Genomic DNA, 20,163 nt, shown 5'->3' with positions numbered 1-20,163 from the left:
CGGAATTATAAAGCAATTAAAATGAAAAAGAGAACTATTCTATTATACAGTCTGTTAGGACTGACAACTTTAGGCATGTTTGGCTGCGGTAAAGGGTTTTTGGAAAAGAATCCCCAAGGGGAATTAATCGAAGAACAGATTGAGGGTAAGAAAGGCGTAGAAGCGACCTTGATTGGTGCCTATGCAATTATGAACGGTAATATAAGTGGTACCTGGGGAACTATGGTTCGGCGCCAAGTCAATGGATTTTCGGAGAGATTACATCGGACAATGCGCACAAAGGATCGGTAATCACTGACCAACCGAATATGAATATGATCGAATCTTTTACCACGATTTCCTCTAATGACAACTTGAGTACGATGTGGCAGGTGTATTATGAAGGTATACTTCGTACAAATACTACGCTCCGTTTATTGAAGCAAGATCAAGCTGGTGGTAAAACGATTAAAGCCGAACGCGCGAAAGAAATCGAAGGTGAGGCGAAGTTGCTGCGTGCGCACTACTACTTTTTTCTGTGGCGTATATTTAAAAATGTTCCTTACGTAGATGAAAATACGAGTATCGATGATGCAAAGGTTGTTAAGAACGACAAGGATGTACAACCGATGATCGAAAGCGATCTAAAGGTCGCAATCGCCAATCTCCCAGATCAAAAGATTAATGGGGAAGGAGGACGAATGGATCAACGCACCGCAAAAGCATATTTGGGAAAATTATACCTTTATCAGAAAAAATATACTGAAGCTTTGGTGTTATTTAAGGACGTCATCGGTAGCAGAGATATCACAACGATGCCTTTCCAAGATAATTATGATGTGAATAAGGAAAATGGCCCCGAGGCACTTCTGGTGGCCAAACATGCCATAAATCCTGATGGTGGTGGTGATAATGCCAACGTAGGAGATATGCTGAGCGGATTGAATGGCACAAATCCTGTTGGTTGCTGTGGTTTCTACCAACCTTCCATCGATCTTGTTAATGCATACAAAGTAGATGCAAATGGACTTCCGATGTTAGATGATTCCTATCGTACCAACCCTTATACATCTGATATCTTGTTGACGGACAAGACTGCAATTGCGAACTATAAATTGGATGTGAATTTGAGATTTGATCCACGTCTTGATTACACCGTAGGGCGTCGAGGTGTTAATTTCTTGGATTATGGAGAGTTTCCTGGCGATGCCTGGTTACGTCCTGAAGAAGGTAGCCGCCCTCATGGAGGTCCATTTACAGGTATTAAAACCATGATTCCAAAAGCCAGCATGCTGCACACACACAAGCGGGTGCAGCATATGTGACCGATTTGGATGTAAATATTATTCGATTGGCGGATGTAATTTTGATGGCAGCAGAGTGTGAGGTCGAACTTGGCAATCTCCCAAATGCTTTAAAATATGTTAATTCTATTCGGTTACGTGCAGCAAAAAGTGCCCACAAAGACTACCGGAGGCGGAGTTGCCGCAGCGAAATATGAGGTTAAACCTTATCTAGCATTCACAAGCCCTGATCAGGCGCGTAAAGCTGTACGTTTTGAACGAAGATTGGAGCTTGCAATGGAAGGTCACCGTTTCTTTGACTTAGTCCGTTGGGGATAGCAAAGAGGTTATCGCAAACTACGCGAAGTTTGAAGGCGGTATTCTACCTGTCTTTAAGAGCAAAGCATACGCTGATAAAAATGCTTATTTCCCAATTCCACAGGAGGAAATCAATAAAAGCAATGGTAGCCTAACACAAAATCAAGGTTACTAATACCGGATATAGAGACAGCAAAAGGAGGGTATTCAATCCTCCTTTTGCCGTTTTAAATGATTTGTATCTTAATTTTGGCAATAGGAGAAAAGGAGTTGTTGCTCTTTTTTGTATGTTTGAACCAATGAAAAATTTCTTGCGCACGATATTGCTGCTTTGGCTTATCCCATTTTCTACCCTTATTGTAAAGTCACAGGATTTTGAAGACGTCTATCGGATGCTTCAGGAATCCAAAATATTAAATGATCATTTCTATGGATTTTCACTGTACGACTTAAATGCCAATAAGTTTGTCCTGGACGTCAATGGCAATAAGCATTTTACACCAGCTTCAAATACCAAAATGTATACAACCTATGCCGCGTTGGAGCTGTTGGGTGACTCCATCCCTGGGTTGGAGTATGCGGAAAGGGCGACTCCCTGTTGATTTGGGGAACAGGAGATCCGACCTTTTGCATAATAGACTCGATACGCGGGTGGTCTATAATTTTCTGAAAAGAACGAACAAAACGATCTATGTTGTGTCCGGAACAATGAAAAATAAGTTCTATGCCCACGGTTGGGCAATGGAGGATTTCGAAGCATACTATCAGCCTGAGATAAGTACTTTTCCGATTTATGGCAATGTGGTCACTTTCCGTCAAAGAGGGTATAATCATTTAAATACTTCTCCTGGGATTTTTCAGAAAGACCTTGATTTTTTACCTGAACCTAAAACAGGTGATTTTGAACTTTCCCGCTCGTTTCGGAGCAATGTTTTTGGATGTCGAAACGCCCTGTGCCAAACGATTATGTTAATGAAGTACCATTTATCTATTCGGATAGTCTATTTGTGAAATTACTGTCAGATACACTAGGCAAGAAGGTAAATCTGCTGACCTATAAAAAGCCAAATGATACAAAAATATTGTATTCTGGAGAGACCAAAAATCTGATCCGGGAGATGATGTTGCCAAGTGATAATTTTATCGCTGAACAATTTTTGATGATGTGCTCTTGGAAGCAATATGGTCAATTTGATACCTATCTGGTTCGAGACTGGATGAAAAATAAAGTCTATAAGTTTTTTTCGAACGAGGTGGCGATTTTTGATGGATCGGGACTGTCTTCCTATAACAAGGTCACGCCACAGAATAATGTTGACCTGCTAGTACTTCTGAAAAATAAGATCCCAGATGAGCGGGTGCGTTTTCGACTGTTTCCTGCCGGTGGGGTGGATGGTACACTGAAAAGGACCTATAGTAAAGACCAGGGTGAACCTTTTGTTTTTGCAAAGACCGGAACAATTACGTCTGTCTATAACCAAAGTGGTTACCTGGTCACAAGGTCAGGAAGACGGCTTGCTTTCTCTTTTATGAATAATAATTATATTGATGATCGCGCAAGTGAAATTCGTAAAGAAATGGCTAAAATAATTACTTATATTCGTCAAACTTATTAAGCCAATTTAAATGGAAGCAATTGTAAAAAACAATAAAAAACTGATTCGTTCATGGGCGATGTTTGATTGGGCCAATTCCGCTTACAACCTCGTGATTACCTCAACCATTTTCCCCGTATACTATACCGCAATTACAACAACAAAGGAAAATGGTGATGTTGTTGAATTCTTTGGTTTGAAGATTGTCAATACTGCGCTTTCCAATTTTGCTCTGGCAGCGGCTTATTTGTTGATGTCATTTTCCTTGCCTTTTATATCGTCCTATGCGGATGCTAAAGGATTGAAAAAACCGATTATGAAATTCTTTACTTATGTGGGAGCAATTTCATGTATGTGTCTGTTTTTCTTCAAACTCGATACCCTGGAGATTGGTATTATCTGTTTCGCTTTGGCTGCAATGGGTTATATTGGTGGGGTGCTGTTTAATAATTCCTACTTACCGCTGTTAGCAACTGTAGATCAACAGGATCGGGTGAGCGCGCAGGGATTTGCTTTTGGCTACATCGGTTGTGTGACCTTACAGATACTTTGTTTTATCGTAGTATTGAAACCGGAGTGGTTTGGTATTACCGATCCGTCTTTGCCTGCCCGGATTTCTTTTCTGATGGTGGGACTGTGGTGGTTGGGCTTTTCCATGATTCCATTTAAATATTTGCCTAAAATTGAAGCCACGGGCAATAATATCGGTAAAAGCTTTGTACAGAATGTGCGGGATGAGTTTAGCCATGTGATCCATAAAATTAAAGGTATACCCGAAATAAAGCAGTTTCTACCCGCTTTTTTCTTCTACGCGATCGGGGTGCAGACATTGATGATCGTCGCATCCTCATTTGGAGAGAAAATTCTTCATCTGGGGCTGAGCGATTAATTGCAACAATTCTTTTAATTCAACTTGTAGCGATCTTAGGTGCATTTTTGATGTCATACCTATCCAAACTTTTTGGAAATATTAAGGTGCTGATTGTCGTTGTGATGATCTGGATTGCAATTTGTATCGCTGCATTCTACTTGGCTACAGCAATGCAGTTTTATATTATTGCCGCATTGGTCGGCTTGGTTATGGGCGGAATTCAATCTTTATCGCGGTCAACCTATTCCAAATTGATCCCAACGGATATCAAGGATACGACGGCTTTTTTCTCCTTTTATGATGTTACAGAAAAGGTGGCTATCGTCATTGGCTTGTTCTCCTTTGGCCTGATAGAACAAATCACACATAATATTCGCTATTCTGCACTGGTACTTTCTTTATTTTTGTAATTGGATTGTTACTTTTGGTGCGGATATTAATATCCAATAAATCTTAATTTTATTGATTGAATTAAATATGAAGGTAGAACTTTTTGTTCCTTGTTTTATAGATCAGCTTTATCCAGAAACCGCTTTTAACACGATCCGTTTATTGGAGAAAGTGGGTTGTGAGGTGAGTTATAATCCTGATCAGACTTGCTGTGGGCAACCGGCTTATAATGCTGGTTTTTGGACGATGCAAAGCAGGTAGGAAAGAAGTTTTTAGAAGATTTTTCGGGAGATCATGTCATTATTTCTCCTTCGGCCTCCTGCACCGGTATGGTCAGAAATGGTTATAGCGATCTGTTCGCAAATTCTGCAGATTCCCACCAGTGTCATAAAATACAACAACAGGTCATGGAGATTTCCGATTTCCTGGTCAATGTATTGAAAAAGGATTATTTTGGCGCTGAATTGGAAGGTGTTGGGGTGTATCATGACTCTTGTTCAGCCCTACGTGAGTGCAAGATTAAGGATGAGCCTAGAAAATTACTTAGCAAGGTGTTGGGATTGGAAATGGTTGAAGTAAAAGATAGTGAAACCTGTTGCGGTTTTGGTGGAAGTTTTGCTGTCAAGTTTGATGGGATATCGGCCGCCATGGCGGAACAAAAGTCAGAAATGCCATGGCATTGAATGCTGATTATATTATTTCGACAGATTCGTCTTGCCTGTTGCAACTGCAGGCGTATATTGATAAACATAAATTACCCATCCAGACCATGCATCTCGTGGATGTACTGACTACAGGTTGGGGAAATATATAAATAACACACTTTAAATCTAAACACATGAATTCTAGAAGAGATTTTCTTAAAAACCTTGCATTAGCCTCTGCTGGTGTAGCATTGGCGCCATCATTGGAGAGCTTTGCTGTAGCAAAGAAAGACTGGTTTGACATTTCCTTGGCTGAATGGTCATTGCATAAAACTTTATTTAAAGGTGATCTGAACAATTTGGATTTCCCGGTTATAGCTGCAAAAAAATATGGTATCTATGGTGTAGAGTATGTGAATCAATTCTTTAAAGACAAGGCTAATGATAACAATTACCTGACTGAACTGAACATGCGTGCAAAGGATAATGGTGTAAGGAATGTGTTGATCATGGTTGATGGGGAGGGAAATCTTGGTGACGAAGATGAAACTAAAAGAAAACAGGCTGTACAAAATCACTATAAATGGATTTCTGCGGCGAACTTTTTGGGTTGCCATGCCATCCGCGTAAACGCTGCTGGTAAAGGTACGCCTGATGAAGTAAGCAAGCGTGTGGTAGAGAGTTTAACTGCGCTGTCGGATATCGGAAAAAAAGCAGGTATTAGTATTATCGTTGAAAATCATGGTGGTATTTCCTCGCATGGTGACTGGTTGGCTAAAACCCTGAAAGCCGTAGGAAGCAAATATTGTGGAAGCTTACCTGATTTGGGCAATTTCTATGAATATGACCGTTATCAAGGTGTGACAGACTTAATGCCTTATGCGCATGGTGTAAGCGCGAAAACACATGATTTTGATGCGAATGGTAATGAAATTCAAATTGACTATGAGCGTATGTTGAAAATCGTGAAAAAGGCGAAATTCAAAGGATATGTTGGGATTGAGTACGAAGGAAGTAAATTGAGTGAAGAGGAAGGAATCTTCGCAACGAAAAAATTATTGGAGCGTTTGCGTCCATTGATTTAATATAAAAGTATATAAACAAAGTTCTTTTCATGCTATTGAAGAGAACTTTGTTTTTAACCGAGAATTTAATTGATAGGAGATATCCTATTGAAGTAAATCTAAATTTTGTCCATATTATTGTGTCGACTAATTTGATTGCAGCACCTACTTTGGTGGCCTATGAACATAGGACGATTTGGTCTGGATAGCAATGGATAAATTGAAATCACACTACCTGATATTGAAAAATAACGATTAGAAAAACATGAATTTTGAAAAGATGCTGTTCTGGAATCTCACTTAAATCAAGTGGGTGCTGAACGAGTATTGGTGAAAGGGCATCCCGCTGGATTATTTGTCTTGTTTTTTACGGAGATGTGGGAGCGTTTTAGTTATTATGGTATGCGTGCGCTATTGGTAAACTTTCTGGTTTCGACGATTGCGCAACATGGCTGGGGCTGGACAAATTCGGAGGCCATGAAGCTGTACGGTCTGTATACGGGGATGGTCTTTTTAACGCCTTTATTTGGTGGAATTATTGCGGATCGTCTGACAGGATATAAAAAGTCTATCATGGTGGGGGCGATCATCATGACTCTGGGCCATATTTCGATGGCCATGGAGGGATTCAATAAAAATTTCTTTCTGGCGGGATTGATCCTTATTGTCCTGGGAAATGGTCTTTTCAAGCCCAATATATCTTCTATGGTGGGTAAACTATATCCTGATAAGGGTGGTAAAAAGGATGCCGGATATACGATTTTCTATATGGGGATCAATGGTGGTGCCTTTTTGGGCATGATGCTGTGCGGTTATATTGGTGAGAAAATAGGCTGGCATTATGGTTTTGGACTTGCCGGTATATTTATGTTTCTGGGCATGTTGCAGTTTTACTTTGCGCAGCGCATTTTTGGAAAAATAGGAATACGCCAGAAAAAGAAAGCACAGTTTCGAAAAAATTGAATCGGGACGATGAACAGCCAAAGCATATTGTACGTGATCGGCTATTGGTCATCGCGATTTTTATGTTTTCAAGTATTGTGTTCCATTTGGCTTTTGAACAGGCCGGAGGTTCGATGACCATATTCGCCAAAAACTATACCCAACGTGTATTGAGCGGAGAAGTTGCCACCATTTTTAAATGGGCAGATTTCGCGTTAACGATCGTCCCTATTGTTGTGATTACTGGAGTACTATTGGTATTGGCGAAGAAAATAATTCGTAAATACCCCTTAATCATACTCTTTTCCAGTATCTCATTTGTGATTATCTGGTCGTTGTGTCTATGGAAGGTTTACCGTGAATATCATGGTATGAATTCGGAAGTGACCGTGTCTTGGTTTCCCATGCTCAATTCTTTCTTTATCATAACGCTAGCAACTTCATTCAGTAAGATCTGGGAGCGTGTATGGAACCCTTCTGGCCCGATTAAGTTTGCGATGGGGCTAACCTTGGTCGGTGTTGGGTTTGCGGCCTTAGCAATAGGGAGTGCAGAGATTCCAACAGGGGCAAAGACGGCTTCGGTCAGTATGATCTGGTTGGTGTTGGCTTACTTTTTTCATACAGTAGGTGAGCTTTGCATCGGTCCTGTGGGATTGTCGTATGTGAGTAAATTGTCTCCAAAGAAATTCCTGGGGCTGTTATTCGGTTTTTGGTTTTGTGCCAATGCCATCGCTAATTTTATCGGTGGATTTATTGGTTCTTACATTGATAAGATAACCGAATCACATTCCATGTCATTTTTCTTTGCCGTGTTTACGGTCATACCTATGATAGCGGCTGTATTTCTGTTGCTTGGTAATAAAAAAATAAAAAGATGATGCATGGGATTGATTAATTCATAGAAAAATAGTGTATCTTCATGCGATTTTTATCAAATTAAAAACAAAACCTGAGTTATAAAACAATTATTGAAATTATATGAATCAAGAAAAGATCAAGTTCTTGTAGCACATCTGGCCAAGCAGGGGATAGATGACAAGATGGTAAATGGGCATCCTGCCGGATTATTTGTGCTGTTCTTTACGGAAATGTGGGAGCGTTTTAGCTATTATGGAATGCGTGCGCTATTGACCTTATTTTTAATCAGTACGATCGCTGATGGAGGATGGGAATGGAGCAATGAGCGCGCAATGAAGTTATATGGTTTATATACAGGTTTTGTTTATTTGACCCCATTGATCGGTGGTATGATTGCAGATAAATTGACCGGTTTTAAAAAGGCCATCTTGATCGGTGCATTGATTATGACGTTGGGTCATCTATCCATGGCATTTGAGGCTGTCAATTCAGGCTTCTTTTTCTTAGGTCTACTCTTGATGATCTTGGGAAATGGGATGTTCAAACCAAATATTTCCTCAATGGTTGGAAATCTATATCCAGATAAAAGCGCAAAGAAAGATGCTGGTTACACGATTTTCTATATGGGTATCAATGCTGGCTCATTTTTGGGAATGCTTTTGTGTGGTTATATTGGTGAGAAGATCGGTTGGCACTATGGATTTGGTTTAGCAGGGGTTTTCATGTTTTTTGGAATGTTACAATTCTATTTTGGACAGAAAATATTCGGAATTATTGGCGATACTCCCAAAGCTCTACAGGCTCATCATGACGAAAAAGTTAAAAATAATGAGGAAGTTGATGAGATTATCCCTAGAAATGTTGTTAGAGACCGTCTTATTGTCGTTACAATATTTATGCTCGCTAGTATTGTATTCTTTTTGTCTTTTGAACAGGCTGGGGATCAATGTCTATTTTTGCCAAAGATTATACACAACGCGTGTTATCGGGAGATTCAGCTGTTGCTTTTAAATGGATCGATACAATATTAACGATCGCTCCCATTATTATTGTAACCATTGTCTTGATCGCACTGGCCAGAAAGATCTATAAACAATATCCATTGACGATTTTGTTTACAGCGATTTCCTTTGGTATTATCTGGGGCTTGGGCTTATGGAAAGTATTTCGTGAGATTGGTATAACAGGTTCGGAAGTTGGTGCCTCTTGGTTCCAGATATTAAATGCCTTTTTATTATTTCGTTAGCATCCTCTTTCAGTAAATTCTGGGAAAAATATGGAATCCTTCGGGACCCGTAAAATTCGCGATGGGTTTGATCTTGGTCGGTATTGGTTTTGCAGCCCTGGCTTATGGTGCAAATGATATTCCACAGGGAGCTAAAACAGCTTCAGTGAGTATGATATGGCTTGTTATCGCTTATTTCTTCCACTCAGCGGGAGAACTTTGTTTGTCACCCGTAGGACTTTCTTATGTAAGTAAACTCTCTCCAAAGAAGTTTTTAGGCTTACTTTTTGGCTGTTGGTTCTGTGCTTCAGCTATCGCTAATTTTATCGGTGGATTTTTAGGGTCGTATATTGATAAAATTACAGCAGAGCATTCGATGTCTTATTTCTTCATGATCTTTGCAATCGTTCCAGCTGTGACAGCATTATTATTAATCGTTTTCAATCCTATCTTGAAAAAGATGATGCACGGCATCAACTAAGATAATCGTCTTAAAATTAGAATAACAATAAAGGGCCGATCTATTATGATCGGCCCTTTATTGTTATTGAATTGATAAACTTCGTTTTATTCCTCGATTTTTAATAACAGCTTATCTATACGATTGCCATCCATGTCCAATACTTCAAATACCATATTTTTGAAGCGTACACGTTCGCCCTCCTCAGGGACGTGATCCAGTAATAAAAACACCAAGCCTCCGACTGTCGTGACATTGTTGATGTCGTCCTCATCTTCTTCGGAAAGACCTATTTCAAATTCATCCAGAAGATCCTCGATCTGATATTGGCCATCGACAACATAGTCGCCGCTTTCCAGTTGACGCATTTTGGGGCGTACACTGATGTCGCTTTCGGTAATGTTACCAACGAGGTCTCCTACAATATCGCGTAGTGTAATAATACCCTGTGGCGAACCATATTCGTCAATAACCACCGCTTGATGCACCTGCGATGTCCTCAGTGTATTCATAATACTATATGACGGACTGAATTCGTTGACGAACTTGATCGGCAACAGAAGTTCCCTGAGATTAAAGGGTTTGTCTTGAAAACATTGTCTAAGCAGCGATTTGACATGAACAACACCTTTGATATTGTCTAGTCCCCTTCGCAAACGGGATAAATGGAATGGTCATTGTCAAGGATAATCTGTCTGTTCTCTTCAAAACTGTCTTCAAGATCCAGAAACACAATGTTCTTGCGGTGGGTCATCAGATTGATGGCTTTTTGTCGCCTAAACTGAGGAGACGATCCACGATATCGTGTTCAATACCTTCAATCACACCACTATCGACCCCTCGTCGACCAATGCCTTGATCTCTTCTTCGGTAACACTGTTTCCCGTACTTTTGATATTGAGGATCTTGACAATAAACTCAGTAGAGGCGCTCAATAACCAAACAAATGGTCTGACAATCTTGCTGAGCAAGTTCATGGGGTAAGCAATGAACATGGCGTATTTTTCAGGGATAGCCATTCCGATACGCTTGGGTACCAGCTCGCCAAGAACCAATGAAAAATAAGTAATGATTAGCACTACCAAAACAACCGCTAACTCCTGACTATAGGGTGCGAGTATGCTCGATTTATTAAAAACTTCGATCAGGTAGGTGGAGATGCTACCACCCGAAAAGAAACCTGTTAAGATACCAATTAGCGTAATCCCAATCTGTACCGTGGATAGGAAGCTGTTAGGGGATTCTTTGAGATGCAGTGCAATCTTGGCTGCTGGATTATTCTTATCGCTCTCGGCCTGTAAGCGCGCCTTTCTGCTGGAAACAATTGAAATTTCGGAAGCAGATAGGATTCCATTTAAGATGATTAGTACTAAGATTATAATTGCTTCGGTGAGCATAATGTTATGGAAAAATTGTTTGTGAACGCTAATTTAAGAAAAAGGCAGCCTAAATGGTAGAACTATCGATATTATATTAAATACCATAACGAAAGAAGCTGTATCTTTTCGGGATACAGCTTCTTTCGTTATGGTATTTTTGATATTACATACCGCTATCGTCAAGCATAAAGGTATTTTTCTTTGTTTTCCATTTTCCTTTTGTGAAATCTGGGAACTCTAACGTTTTATTACCTTTTTGATCGATTCTGTAGAAAGTGGGAATACTGCACTCATTGTTACTGAATCATAAACGTCAATTGGCGTTTGAACTTTTTGTTTTACAGCTTGGATAAATGCATTGAATACAAACCAGTCCATACCACCGTGACCTGAACCAGTTGCTAATTCTTCATATTTCTTCCAGATAGGGTGATCATATTTTTTAACCCATTCGTCTGCCGGATCCCAAGTATGGGGTTTTGATTTACCTTCGATATGGATACCTTTAGCGACGTCCATCCAGATACCGTCTGTACCCTGTACACGGAAACCGATAGAATATGGTCTTGGTAAATGGGTATCATGTGTCAACAACATTGTTTCACCATTTGCACATTGTAACATTGTTTGTGTAATGTCACCGTTTTTATAGTTTAACTTACTATTTGGGTGTCCTGGGGATACTTTATTGACATAAGCCGCCAAACCACGTGCCTTACTTGAGTAAGATGTGATATGTGTAAATCTATTGCCTTTGTTGATGTCAACAAATTGCATGATTGGACCTAGCCCATGTGTTGGGTAAAGGTCACCATCTTGGTCGATGTTGAACTGTGTACGCCATTGTGCTTCAGAAAGTGCTTTAGGTCCGTATTCTACACCATGACCGTAATAACTCTTTCCATCATTGAATAGAACTTCACGTAAATCATGTTGATATCCACCTTCAAGATGTAACAATTCGCCAAATAAACCTTGTCTGTGCATATTTAATACAGCAAGTACATCACGACGGAAAGCAACATTTTCCAATGTCATATAAGGTTTGCCTGTTTCTTCAGAAGCTTTTACGACATCCCAGTGATCCTGTACTGTTAAACCTGCGATAACCTCACAACCTACATATAAACCAGCTTTCATGGCATCAATAGCTTGGTCTTTGTGAAATTGCCAAGGTGTTGCAATGATAACAGCATCTAATTTTTCGCTGCTCAACATTTTTTTGTAAGCATCAAGGCCTCCTGTATACTCTTTCGGAAGTTTGGTGCCTTTTTCATTGAACTGTTTACGGCATTGTGCAAGAGATTCTTCTTGTGTATCACATACTGCCACAATTTCTAAGTCGTCTCTATGTAAGGCAATCTGAACGTGATTACGTCCACGAAGGCCAACCCCGATAAAGCCGATTTTTATCTTCCCGTTTGTTTGAGCGAATAGGTCTGTGCTTGAAAGAACGCCGATTCCAGCGGTAGTGATGGCAGTTGATTTAATGAAATTTCTTCTATCCATTGTTTTGAGATATGAGGAGTTTGTATATTAGTTATTTATCTTACAATAAGAACCGTCTATGTGACTGGCTCTTATCAACAAATATATTATTTCATTTGCTATAAATGAAAGTGCAAACGATTGTTTAAATTTATTAAATTTCATGCAATCGTTTGATTGAAATAAAAATTATCATTTATTAATTCAATTTATGATATTGCAAGCACATTGATGATTTAAAAACATAGTTTAATGTCTGATTTTAACCAATTAGTAGTAGAGAACGCAGCAAAACAATTCACATTAGAAGGAGATATCATTTCAGTGCAGCCTTTTGGTTCTGGTCATATCAATGATACTTATCGTGTAATTACCTCCATAGATAGTGGAATATCGCATTTATTGCAACGCATTAACCATCACGTTTTTCCAAATGTGGACGGTTTGATGCATAATATTGAAATCGTAACAAAACATCTTAGTAAAAAAGTAAAAGTTGCCGAAGGAAGCAGGTTAGTGATCATGTTCTGACGATCATTCCTACACTGGAGGGCAAACTATATACAACGGATAGTATCGGGAATTACTGGCGTATGTTTATCCTGATCGAGGATACGAAGAGTTATGATATCGTGGAGACGGAAGTGCAGGCCGCAGAAGGTGGACGTGCTTTTGGACTGTTCCAGAAACAGCTTTCTGACCTAGATGCTTCCCGTATTGTAGAGGTACTTCCTAATTTTCATAATGTAGAATTCCGACTTGATAACCTGAGAAAGGCTATCGCAAAAGATGTCTGCCAACGTGTTCGTCTGGTGCAAGATAAACTGGATTTTATCTTTAATCGTGAAGACCGCATGAAGACGATTCTGGATTTGGGAAATAAAGGAGCATTGCCGCTACGTATCACACATAACGATACAAAGTTTAACAATGTATTGTTGGATGTTCATGATAAAATGCAGTGTGTAATCGATCTGGATACAGTTATGCCAGGGTATGTGGCTTATGATTTTGGGGATGCCATCCGTACCATTATTAATCCCGTAGCCGAAGATGAGAAGGATATATCGAAAATCGTGCTGAACCTTTCGTTATATAAGGCTTATGCAGAAGGATATTTGGAAGAAGCAAACGAATTTTTGACGACGCTGGAAAAAGAAACTTTGGTGGATGGTGCATTTTTGTTGCCTTATATGCAAGGTGTACGTTTCTTGACCGATTATATCGAGGGTGACCACTATTATAAAACCAAATATGACGAACATAATTTGGTACGCACCAATACACAGCTGAAATTGGTAGAGGAGATGGAAAAGAATGAGGAATTTATGAGAAAGGTAATTTTTGATTGTATTTAACGATTTTATACCTTTAATATTTTGAGAAGCTTCCATCTGATGATGAAGCTTCTTTTTCTTAACTTTATTGTATATGAAGAAACTAACCATTCTGCCTATTGCATCAGATTTGACCGGCAGTCACAATTTTAATCAGCTTTCGGATCTTGTCAAAGATTTGGAATGGAATACATTGGAATATAGTAATTGGAGCGAGTCGTATCCTTACAAGCCGCAGGTGCGATTTAAAATTGGTTACACGCAAAAAGCATTGCTGTTACAGTTTGACGTCGCAGAAGAGCAATTGCGTGGAAATTATGCGGAGGTGAATCAAAATGTATGGGAGGATAGCTGTGTAGAGCTTTTTGTTTCGTTTGATGATCGTCAGCATTATTATAATATTGAGTTTAATTTGATAGGGACAGGATTGATCGGCTACGGAACTCCTGATAAATCAACGAGAAACAGGCTCAGTGCGGCGGAGATTGAGACGGTGCAGGCATTCTCCATGATTGAACGGCATAGTGGTACGGATAGACGTTGGAGCATGATCCAGGTCATTCCACTGGCTGTCTTTAAATTTAATGATACAAGTGATCTGAAAGGGAAGAAAATACACGGGAACTTTTACAAGTGTGGTGACAACCTAAAAATCCGCATTTTCTGTCATGGAATAAAGTAGATAATCCAACTCCTAATTTCCATTTACCTCAATTCTTTGGGGAATTGATTTTTGGATAGAAGTTGGATTATTAAAATGTTGATGCTTATTGGTAAACAGATTCTTTTTTGAATTTTTTTGCCAATAAAGCATACACCAAAACACGGTATTTATTTTTATTGGATTTACCAATAGTGGTAATAACCTCTTCTAATGCCTTGTCTAAATCAGGGCCATCTTTAAGACCTAATTTTTTGATCAGGAAATTTTGCTTGACACGATTAAGCTCCTCGGGATCTGATGCTGCAATAGTTTCTGAATCTGCATTGTAAATGGAAGGACCCATTCCTTTTGTCACTTTTGCAATGAACGCATCATCTAGTGATAGACCAAGTTTTTGGATTCTGCAGTATATGCAGCAATTTTTTCATCTAATTTGCTCATAATTATGTAAATGATTTAATTGTAGTAAGTTAAGTTAGGAGAAAAAACTTGGAAAACAAAATAATTCTTGGGGATAAATAAAGATTGTTACATTTGTAACCGTTTAAGTGCCGGTAACTGAAAGTGTGGAAAAATTCAGCGAATTATTCTTTGCAATTGTTGCAAATTACATTTTTATAAATTATCTTTGCACCTCAATAATTGAATATACGTAATCATAATAATAATGAAAAAAGATTTGCATCCTTCAAATTACAGATTAGTTGTATTTAAAGATATGTCAAACGACTATGCTTTTATTACTAAATCTTGTGTTGACACGAAAGAGACTATTCAGTGGGAAGATGGTAATGAGTATCCAGTTGTAAAATTAGAGATTTCTCATACATCACACCCTTTCTATACAGGTAAAATGAAATTGGTTGATACTGCTGGACGTATCGACAAATTCCGTAGCCGTTACAACAAAAAATAATTGTAGCAGATCTGTATATTACAATATTAAGAACTCGATAAATGTTATTTGTCGGGTTTTTTTGTTATTTTTATTTTGTGAAAATCTTTTTTGTAGATTGTTTTGATGCTATCCGACCGTTGGATAAGCTCACTTTCCCGCTGACTTCTTTTGATAAAAAGAGTTTATATCCTTTACCTTTATTAAATCCTGTCTTGACTTACGTGTCGGTATACTGACGCTAAGAGAGAAATGGAATAGGTTGGCCCCAATGTTCAATTTAGAGCTTTTTGAAGGTGATATTCTGGAAGATGGTATTGTGTGCTTGTCCGAGAATATTATTCCATCTGAGGGCTTATTACAAGCTATTATAGCAATGGAAGCGGGAGATGCCTTACAACAAAATGGAACAGTCTTCGCCTGGCGATATCATCGAGAGGGTGTCTTTAAACTAAGGGATGCTAATGATACCATATCTTTGTTGAATGGGGCAGAGGATCTGTTTTTATTAACGGGCGCTGAAATTGTTAATGATTTCAATCTTTTAGCAAAAAGACCGCTACTGCGACTGTCTCTGCGACAAATCAGCTGCTGGGTACAGATTTTTACATTGCTGAACAGGTTACGATGGAGTGTGTGACACTCAACTCGACCACTGGACCCATTTATATTGATGAAGGTGTTACAATTATGGAAGGGCGCATCTCCGGGGACCTTTATACCTAGGAAGGGAGCTGTCGTAAAGATGGGCGCAACCATCTATGGGAATGTATCTGTTGGTAAGCAGAGCGTTGTAGGTGGTGAAGTGGGTAATTCAGTTATTGGTGACTTCTCTGCAAAAGGTCATCACGGCTATTTGGGCTGTTCGGTCATTGGTGACTGGTGTAATCTCGGCGCAGGAACATCCAATTCAAATCTAAAAAACAATCTAAAAACGGTTACGATTTATGATTATAAACTGGAAGACTTTAGAGATACAGGTTTATTGAAGTGTGGTGTCTTTATAGGTGACTATACACGAGTAGGGATCAACTCATCTTTCAATACCGGAACCGTAATTGGAATTGCAAGTATGCTAGCAGATACAAGTTTTTATGCTAAATTTGTACCGTCGTTTGCCTGGGTGTTCAATGGGGATACACAGATCTATAACTTTGATAAGTTTATGGCGTATCTGGAAGCACTATATATATCGAAAAATGAGGAATTACCGGAACGGCTCATAAGGGAATTGAATCAACTTAACAAAAAATATAATTAAATCGTAAAAATCATGCGTAAGAAAATCGTAGCTGGTAACTGGAAAATGAATTTAGACTATCAATCAGGATTAAGTTTATTCTCTGAAATTATCAATATGGCCAAAGATGAGGTAATCGGAAATCAGGAACTGGTTGTTTGTAGCCCTTTCATCCACTTGTCAAGTCTTGGGCAATTATCTAAGAATGTTGCAAATGTGAATATTGGTGCACAAAATATTCATCAGGCGGAGTCTGGAGCATACACAGGTGAGATTTCAGCAGGTCAGGTAAAATCGGTGGGTGCTTCACATGTGATCTTAGGTCACTCTGAAAGACGTGCTTATTTTGGTGAAACAGATGCGTTGTTGGCTGCTAAAGTGGATATCGCGCTGAAACATGGCCTGACGCCTATATTTTGTATCGGCGAAACAAAAGAAGAACGTGAATCGGGTGATTTCTTTGAAATAATTAAAACACAATTGACAGCTGGATTGTTCCATTTGTCCAGTGAAGATTTTGCTGCAGTCGTATTGGCTTATGAGCCAGTTTGGGCGATTGGGACAGGACTTACCGCTAGCCCAGAGCAAGCGCAGGAAGTTCATCAGTTTATTCGTCAGGTTGTCGCAGAAAAATACGGCCAAGAAGCAGCGGATAACACAAGTATCCTGTATGGTGGATCTTGTAATCCGGGCAATGCGAAGGATCTATTTGCACAGGCAGATATTGACGGTGGTTTGATTGGAGGAGCTTCTTTGAAATCGAGAGATTTTATAGATATTGCCAAAGTGTTTAACGGCTAATTTTTAGAAATGAAATACATAGAGGTTATCTTTCAAATGCTATCGGGTGAGGAATGGCAAAAGATCTATTGGTATCTGATTTGGCAGACATCGGCTTTGATACTTTTGAAGATACCGAATCAGGATTTGCAGCTTATATTCCAGCTGCAAATCTTGATTTGCAAGCATTAGAAACGTTAATGCTAAATCTTGATGAGGGATTTGAAGTAGACTATAAGGTTCAGGAAATTGAAAATCAGAATTGGAACAAACTCTGGGAGAGTAATTTTAACCCCATTGAAGTCGGTGGACAGTGTTATGTACGTGCTACGTTTCATGACGCAAAACCTGATTTCCCTTATGAAATAATCATTGATCCTAAAATGTCCTTCGGGACAGGACACCATCAGACCACATCGATGATGCTCCAATATATTTTGGAGAATGATTTTGAGGGTAAGCAGGTGCTGGATATGGGCTGTGGTACGGGTATTCTAGCGATCTTGGCGTCCAAAAAGGTGCTAATGCTGTCTTGGCAGTAGATTATGATGAAATCTGTGTGGACAGTGTGATCGAAAATAGACTGCTTAATACCGTAGACAATATCGAGGCTATTTGTGGTTCCTTCGAAGTTTTAGAAGGCCGAATTTTCGATACTATCTTAGCAAATATCAATCGAAATATTCTATTGGAACAATTACCACAATATGCTTTAAGTATCAATAAAAATGGAGAGTTGTACTTAAGCGGATTTTATGAACAGGAAGATTTGGCGATGTTACGTGATACTGCTAAGTCTTTAGGTTTTGAATTTATCTCCAAAAAGTTTTAAATAATTGGTGTGCAGCCAAGTTTGTGAAACGGTAATAGAGCGATGCGTATTCATTTTATAGCGATAGGTGGTAGTGTGATGCATAACCTTGCCATTTCTTTGGCAAAGCAAGGGCACCAAATTACTGGATCTGATGATCAGATTGTGGAACCTTCCCGTTCCCATCTCATCGAAGCTGGATTATTGCCAGATCAATTGGGATGGTTTGCCGACAAGGTGACGGAAGATATTGATGCCGTTATTTTGGGAGCACATGCGCAAGCAGATAATCCCGAATTGAAAAAGGCGCAAGAATTAGGCCTGAAGATCTATTCTTTTCCCGAGTTTATACAAGAACTCTCACAGGATAAAATCCGTGTGGTTATTGCAGGAGCTACGGAAAACAACGATTACGAGCATGATTATGCACGTTATGCGCTCCTTAGGAAAAGAATTTGATTATTTGGTTGGGGCGCAATTAAGGGGCTTTGATAAACTTGTGGATATTACCAAACATAATAAGATTATTATTATCGAGGGAGATGAATATGTTTCGTCCAAAATTGATTCCAAGTCGAAATTTTTATATTATAAGCCTAATATCGCACTAATCTCGGGTATCGTATGGAATGAATTTAATTCCAAAATATCTCAAGAGGAATATATTAAACAATTTGAAGATTTTATTGATTCCATACCCCTAAAGGAACACTGATCTATAATAAAGAAGATGCCGTTCTTCAAAAAGTTTTGCAAGATACCAAAGACTGTAAAATTAACCGGCATGGCTATAAGATCCCCGATTACACAATTAATAAGGGGTTACCTATCTAAATACCGCAGACGGAGAAGTTCCTTTACAAGTATTCGGGAAACATAATCTGTCTAATATCGCTGGTGCTTATACAGTCTGTGAATGGTTGGGCATTAAAAGAAAGAGTTCTTTGATGCAATAAAGAGTTTTAATACATCTATCCGTTATCTGGAGTTTGTGGCGAGCTCAGAAGGATCTGTAGTCTATCAAGATTATGCCTGCAATGCGGATAAAGTGCGGTCGAGTATTCACGCGGTAAAAGAACAATTTCCTAATCAGAAATTGGTCACAATTATCGAATTAAACTCGTATGATAGTTTAGATTCTTCCTTTTTGTTACAATATGCGAACTCAATGGGAGAGTCGGATCTCTCTGTGGTCTACGTGAATATCCACTCCTGTAAGGAACTTAATAAGGATATTGAAAGTGTTCCTGAGAATATCAAAAGGAGTTTTAATAATCCTGATTTAGAGGTTGTTGTGAGCTTAGATGGCCTGTATTCCTTTTTGGATGGAGTTAAATCTAAGGGTTACAATTTACTACTTATGAGTTTAAATAATTATAACGGGGTTAATCTCTCGGTGCTCGCTGATCGGTTTTTTAGAGATTTTTAGAAAAAAATATAATTTAATGTAAATTATATTTTTATTTGCTATTTTTGTTTAAAATATCTACCAGATGAATGCATTAGGAAAAAAATCAGATTACTTAGACACCAAAAGGGATGGAGTCAAGAGGATGTTGCAAAGCGATTGGATATCTCAATCCCAGCATTTTCAAAAATTGAAACAGGTATTACAGATGTAAATCTGTCTCGCCTTAATCAAATCTCAAAATTATTCAATTTGACAGTTGTTCAACTACTATCTACTTCTGATTCAGAAGAGGATAAAGAGTATGTCAATGAGGTCAATGCGTTAACGCAAAAGTTGCAACTACGTGATGGCGAAGTTATCGAACTTCAGAAAAAGGTCATTGATCTTTACGAACAATTGCACAAAAGATAGGGCATATTAAAAATGTTACGGAAAAGGCAATCCAAATGGGTTGCCTTTTTTTTTGTTTATGCAACTTTATTTTGGCCAAAAGTGATTTTGTTTTTGTTTCTTTGTAAGTATTTTATAA

Annotated in this window: 28 protein-coding genes and 4 pseudogenes; 28 read left to right on the top strand and 4 right to left on the bottom strand. The window is 38.8% G+C overall.

Features of this window, described 5'->3' with window-relative positions; genetic code table 11:
• The first annotated feature begins 21 nt into the window (after positions 1-21).
• The 15 genes and pseudogenes from KUH03_RS11460 (at position 22) to KUH03_RS11390 (ending at position 9,650) form a co-directional block, all read left to right on the top strand.
• A complete protein-coding gene (locus tag KUH03_RS11460) occupies positions 22-291 on the top strand; it encodes a hypothetical protein (RefSeq protein ID WP_257093432.1) in 270 nt (89 codons plus the stop codon).
• 23 nt (positions 292-314) lie between these two features.
• Positions 315-1,304 carry a RagB/SusD family nutrient uptake outer membrane protein gene (locus KUH03_RS11455; protein ID WP_373564699.1) on the top strand — a complete coding sequence of 330 codons (990 nt, stop codon included), beginning with the start codon at positions 315-317 and terminating at the stop codon, positions 1,302-1,304.
• A 96-nt stretch (positions 1,305-1,400) separates the two neighbouring features.
• Complete coding sequence (locus tag KUH03_RS11450) at positions 1,401-1,601, top strand: RagB/SusD family nutrient uptake outer membrane protein (RefSeq protein WP_257093428.1); 201 nt, start codon at positions 1,401-1,403, stop codon at positions 1,599-1,601.
• A 10-nt stretch (positions 1,602-1,611) separates the two neighbouring features.
• Positions 1,612-1,755 carry a RagB/SusD family nutrient uptake outer membrane protein gene (locus KUH03_RS48530; protein WP_373564806.1) on the top strand — a complete coding sequence of 48 codons (144 nt, stop codon included), beginning with the start codon at positions 1,612-1,614 and terminating at the stop codon, positions 1,753-1,755.
• A gap of 124 nt (positions 1,756-1,879) precedes the next feature.
• Positions 1,880-2,182, top strand: a complete 303-nt coding sequence (locus KUH03_RS11445; RefSeq protein ID WP_257093426.1) for a D-alanyl-D-alanine carboxypeptidase — start codon at positions 1,880-1,882, stop codon at positions 2,180-2,182.
• A 25-nt stretch (positions 2,183-2,207) separates the two neighbouring features.
• Positions 2,208-2,591 carry a hypothetical protein gene (locus KUH03_RS11440; protein WP_257093424.1) on the top strand — a complete coding sequence of 128 codons (384 nt, stop codon included), beginning with the start codon at positions 2,208-2,210 and terminating at the stop codon, positions 2,589-2,591.
• Positions 2,588-3,196, top strand: coding sequence for a D-alanyl-D-alanine carboxypeptidase (locus KUH03_RS11435; protein WP_257093422.1), 609 nt, complete (start codon positions 2,588-2,590; stop codon positions 3,194-3,196). Before KUH03_RS11440 ends, KUH03_RS11435 begins: the two co-directional genes overlap by 4 nt.
• 10 nt (positions 3,197-3,206) lie before the next feature.
• Positions 3,207-4,503 (top strand): annotated as a pseudogene (locus KUH03_RS11430) (MFS transporter).
• Between the two features lie 20 nt (positions 4,504-4,523).
• Positions 4,524-5,250, top strand: a pseudogene (locus tag KUH03_RS11420) ((Fe-S)-binding protein).
• A 24-nt stretch (positions 5,251-5,274) separates the two neighbouring features.
• Positions 5,275-6,165 carry a TIM barrel protein gene (locus KUH03_RS11415; RefSeq protein WP_257093417.1) on the top strand — a complete coding sequence of 297 codons (891 nt, stop codon included), beginning with the start codon at positions 5,275-5,277 and terminating at the stop codon, positions 6,163-6,165.
• A gap of 288 nt (positions 6,166-6,453) precedes the next feature.
• Positions 6,454-7,107, top strand: coding sequence for a peptide MFS transporter (locus tag KUH03_RS11410; protein ID WP_257093415.1), 654 nt, complete (start codon positions 6,454-6,456; stop codon positions 7,105-7,107).
• Entirely contained in the window at positions 7,104-7,964 is an 861-nt protein-coding gene (locus KUH03_RS11405) for an MFS transporter (protein WP_257093406.1), read from the top strand. The genes KUH03_RS11410 and KUH03_RS11405 overlap by 4 nt, the downstream gene beginning before the upstream one ends.
• Before the next feature lie 90 nt (positions 7,965-8,054).
• Complete coding sequence (locus KUH03_RS11400; RefSeq protein WP_257093403.1) at positions 8,055-8,975, top strand: peptide MFS transporter; 921 nt, start codon at positions 8,055-8,057, stop codon at positions 8,973-8,975.
• A gap of 32 nt (positions 8,976-9,007) precedes the next feature.
• A complete protein-coding gene (locus KUH03_RS11395; RefSeq protein WP_257093401.1) occupies positions 9,008-9,190 on the top strand; it encodes a hypothetical protein in 183 nt (60 codons plus the stop codon).
• A 16-nt stretch (positions 9,191-9,206) separates the two neighbouring features.
• Complete coding sequence (locus KUH03_RS11390; RefSeq protein WP_306429729.1) at positions 9,207-9,650, top strand: MFS transporter; 444 nt, start codon at positions 9,207-9,209, stop codon at positions 9,648-9,650.
• Positions 9,651-9,736: 86 nt separating this feature from the next.
• On the opposite strand, the gene KUH03_RS11385 is transcribed toward KUH03_RS11390, so the two are convergent.
• The 3 genes and pseudogenes from KUH03_RS11385 to KUH03_RS11375 form a co-directional block, all read right to left on the bottom strand.
• Entirely contained in the window at positions 9,737-10,186 is a 450-nt protein-coding gene (locus KUH03_RS11385) for a transporter associated domain-containing protein (protein WP_257093399.1), read from the bottom strand.
• 264 nt (positions 10,187-10,450) lie between these two features.
• A complete protein-coding gene (locus KUH03_RS11380; RefSeq protein ID WP_257093389.1) occupies positions 10,451-11,026 on the bottom strand; it encodes a CNNM domain-containing protein in 576 nt (191 codons plus the stop codon).
• A gap of 145 nt (positions 11,027-11,171) precedes the next feature.
• Positions 11,172-12,517 (bottom strand): annotated as a pseudogene (locus KUH03_RS11375) (Gfo/Idh/MocA family protein).
• Between the two features lie 231 nt (positions 12,518-12,748).
• Between KUH03_RS11375 and KUH03_RS11370 the strand changes: the two are divergent.
• From KUH03_RS11370 to KUH03_RS11360, 3 genes and pseudogenes are all read left to right on the top strand, one after another.
• Entirely contained in the window at positions 12,749-13,027 is a 279-nt protein-coding gene (locus tag KUH03_RS11370) for a hypothetical protein (RefSeq protein WP_257093377.1), read from the top strand.
• A gap of 62 nt (positions 13,028-13,089) precedes the next feature.
• Positions 13,090-13,854, top strand: coding sequence for a phosphotransferase enzyme family protein (locus tag KUH03_RS11365; RefSeq protein ID WP_257093375.1), 765 nt, complete (start codon positions 13,090-13,092; stop codon positions 13,852-13,854).
• A gap of 73 nt (positions 13,855-13,927) precedes the next feature.
• A pseudogene (locus tag KUH03_RS11360) lies at positions 13,928-14,574 on the top strand (carbohydrate-binding family 9-like protein).
• Between the two features lie 26 nt (positions 14,575-14,600).
• Here KUH03_RS11360 and KUH03_RS11355 read toward each other — a convergent pair.
• Positions 14,601-14,852, bottom strand: a complete 252-nt coding sequence (locus KUH03_RS11355) for a DUF2853 family protein (protein WP_257093371.1) — start codon at positions 14,850-14,852, stop codon at positions 14,601-14,603.
• 312 nt (positions 14,853-15,164) lie between these two features.
• Between KUH03_RS11355 and KUH03_RS11350 the strand changes: the two genes are divergently transcribed.
• The 10 genes from KUH03_RS11350 (at position 15,165) to KUH03_RS11305 (ending at position 20,045) form a co-directional block, all read left to right on the top strand.
• Entirely contained in the window at positions 15,165-15,413 is a 249-nt protein-coding gene (locus KUH03_RS11350) for a type B 50S ribosomal protein L31 (RefSeq protein WP_077437478.1), read from the top strand.
• A 166-nt stretch (positions 15,414-15,579) separates the two neighbouring features.
• Positions 15,580-16,032 carry a putative sugar nucleotidyl transferase gene (locus tag KUH03_RS11345; RefSeq protein ID WP_257096907.1) on the top strand — a complete coding sequence of 151 codons (453 nt, stop codon included), beginning with the start codon at positions 15,580-15,582 and terminating at the stop codon, positions 16,030-16,032.
• A 33-nt stretch (positions 16,033-16,065) separates the two neighbouring features.
• The gene (locus KUH03_RS11340) at positions 16,066-16,653 is read left to right on the top strand and encodes a hypothetical protein (protein ID WP_257093369.1); all 588 of its coding nucleotides are present in this window, start codon (positions 16,066-16,068) and stop codon (positions 16,651-16,653) included.
• A gap of 12 nt (positions 16,654-16,665) precedes the next feature.
• Positions 16,666-17,433 (top strand): triose-phosphate isomerase, encoded by a 768-nt coding sequence (gene tpiA / locus KUH03_RS11335; RefSeq protein ID WP_257093367.1) that lies wholly within the window; start codon positions 16,666-16,668, stop codon positions 17,431-17,433.
• A gap of 53 nt (positions 17,434-17,486) precedes the next feature.
• Positions 17,487-17,954: a 50S ribosomal protein L11 methyltransferase gene (prmA, locus tag KUH03_RS11330; RefSeq protein WP_257093365.1), complete on the top strand. Its 468-nt coding sequence runs from the start codon at positions 17,487-17,489 to the stop codon at positions 17,952-17,954.
• Entirely contained in the window at positions 17,945-18,244 is a 300-nt protein-coding gene (locus KUH03_RS11325) for a 50S ribosomal protein L11 methyltransferase (RefSeq protein WP_257093364.1), read from the top strand. Before prmA ends, KUH03_RS11325 begins: the two co-directional genes overlap by 10 nt.
• Before the next feature lie 42 nt (positions 18,245-18,286).
• Complete coding sequence (locus KUH03_RS11320; protein ID WP_257093362.1) at positions 18,287-18,682, top strand: Mur ligase domain-containing protein; 396 nt, start codon at positions 18,287-18,289, stop codon at positions 18,680-18,682.
• Entirely contained in the window at positions 18,642-18,938 is a 297-nt protein-coding gene (locus KUH03_RS11315; protein ID WP_257098119.1) for a hypothetical protein, read from the top strand. The genes KUH03_RS11320 and KUH03_RS11315 overlap by 41 nt, the downstream gene beginning before the upstream one ends.
• A gap of 276 nt (positions 18,939-19,214) precedes the next feature.
• The gene (locus KUH03_RS11310; protein WP_257093360.1) at positions 19,215-19,652 is read left to right on the top strand and encodes a hypothetical protein; all 438 of its coding nucleotides are present in this window, start codon (positions 19,215-19,217) and stop codon (positions 19,650-19,652) included.
• Positions 19,653-19,790: 138 nt separating this feature from the next.
• Positions 19,791-20,045 carry a helix-turn-helix domain-containing protein gene (locus tag KUH03_RS11305; RefSeq protein WP_373564698.1) on the top strand — a complete coding sequence of 85 codons (255 nt, stop codon included), beginning with the start codon at positions 19,791-19,793 and terminating at the stop codon, positions 20,043-20,045.
• The last annotated feature ends 118 nt before the right edge of the window (positions 20,046-20,163 follow it).

This window comes from Sphingobacterium sp. E70 (assembly GCF_019285695.1).
GTDB lineage: Bacteria > Bacteroidota > Bacteroidia > Sphingobacteriales > Sphingobacteriaceae > Sphingobacterium > Sphingobacterium detergens.
Note: the sequence above shows the minus strand (reverse complement) of the source record. Positions and strands in the feature narration are given on the sequence as shown.

Excerpts from the sequence above, each read along its gene's own strand:
- KUH03_RS11460 (WP_257093432.1), top strand. The coding sequence starts at position 22 with ATGAAAAAGAGAACTATTCTATTATACAGTCTGTTAGGACTGACAACT.
- KUH03_RS11455 (WP_373564699.1), top strand. The coding sequence starts at position 315 with ATGATCGAATCTTTTACCACGATTTCCTCTAATGACAACTTGAGTACG.
- KUH03_RS11450 (WP_257093428.1), top strand. The coding sequence starts at position 1,401 with ATGTTAATTCTATTCGGTTACGTGCAGCAAAAAGTGCCCACAAAGACT.
- KUH03_RS11445 (WP_257093426.1), top strand. The coding sequence starts at position 1,880 with ATGAAAAATTTCTTGCGCACGATATTGCTGCTTTGGCTTATCCCATTT.
- KUH03_RS11415 (WP_257093417.1), top strand. The coding sequence starts at position 5,275 with ATGAATTCTAGAAGAGATTTTCTTAAAAACCTTGCATTAGCCTCTGCT.
- KUH03_RS11380 (WP_257093389.1), bottom strand. The coding sequence starts at position 11,026 with ATGCTCACCGAAGCAATTATAATCTTAGTACTAATCATCTTAAATGGA.
- KUH03_RS11370 (WP_257093377.1), top strand. The coding sequence starts at position 12,749 with ATGTCTGATTTTAACCAATTAGTAGTAGAGAACGCAGCAAAACAATTC.
- KUH03_RS11365 (WP_257093375.1), top strand. The coding sequence starts at position 13,090 with ATGTTTATCCTGATCGAGGATACGAAGAGTTATGATATCGTGGAGACG.
- KUH03_RS11350 (WP_077437478.1), top strand. The coding sequence starts at position 15,165 with ATGAAAAAAGATTTGCATCCTTCAAATTACAGATTAGTTGTATTTAAA.
- KUH03_RS11340 (WP_257093369.1), top strand. The coding sequence starts at position 16,066 with ATGAAGGTGTTACAATTATGGAAGGGCGCATCTCCGGGGACCTTTATA.
- tpiA (WP_257093367.1), top strand. The coding sequence starts at position 16,666 with ATGCGTAAGAAAATCGTAGCTGGTAACTGGAAAATGAATTTAGACTAT.
- prmA (WP_257093365.1), top strand. The coding sequence starts at position 17,487 with ATGGCAAAAGATCTATTGGTATCTGATTTGGCAGACATCGGCTTTGAT.
- KUH03_RS11320 (WP_257093362.1), top strand. The coding sequence starts at position 18,287 with ATGCGTATTCATTTTATAGCGATAGGTGGTAGTGTGATGCATAACCTT.
- KUH03_RS11315 (WP_257098119.1), top strand. The coding sequence starts at position 18,642 with ATGATTATGCACGTTATGCGCTCCTTAGGAAAAGAATTTGATTATTTG.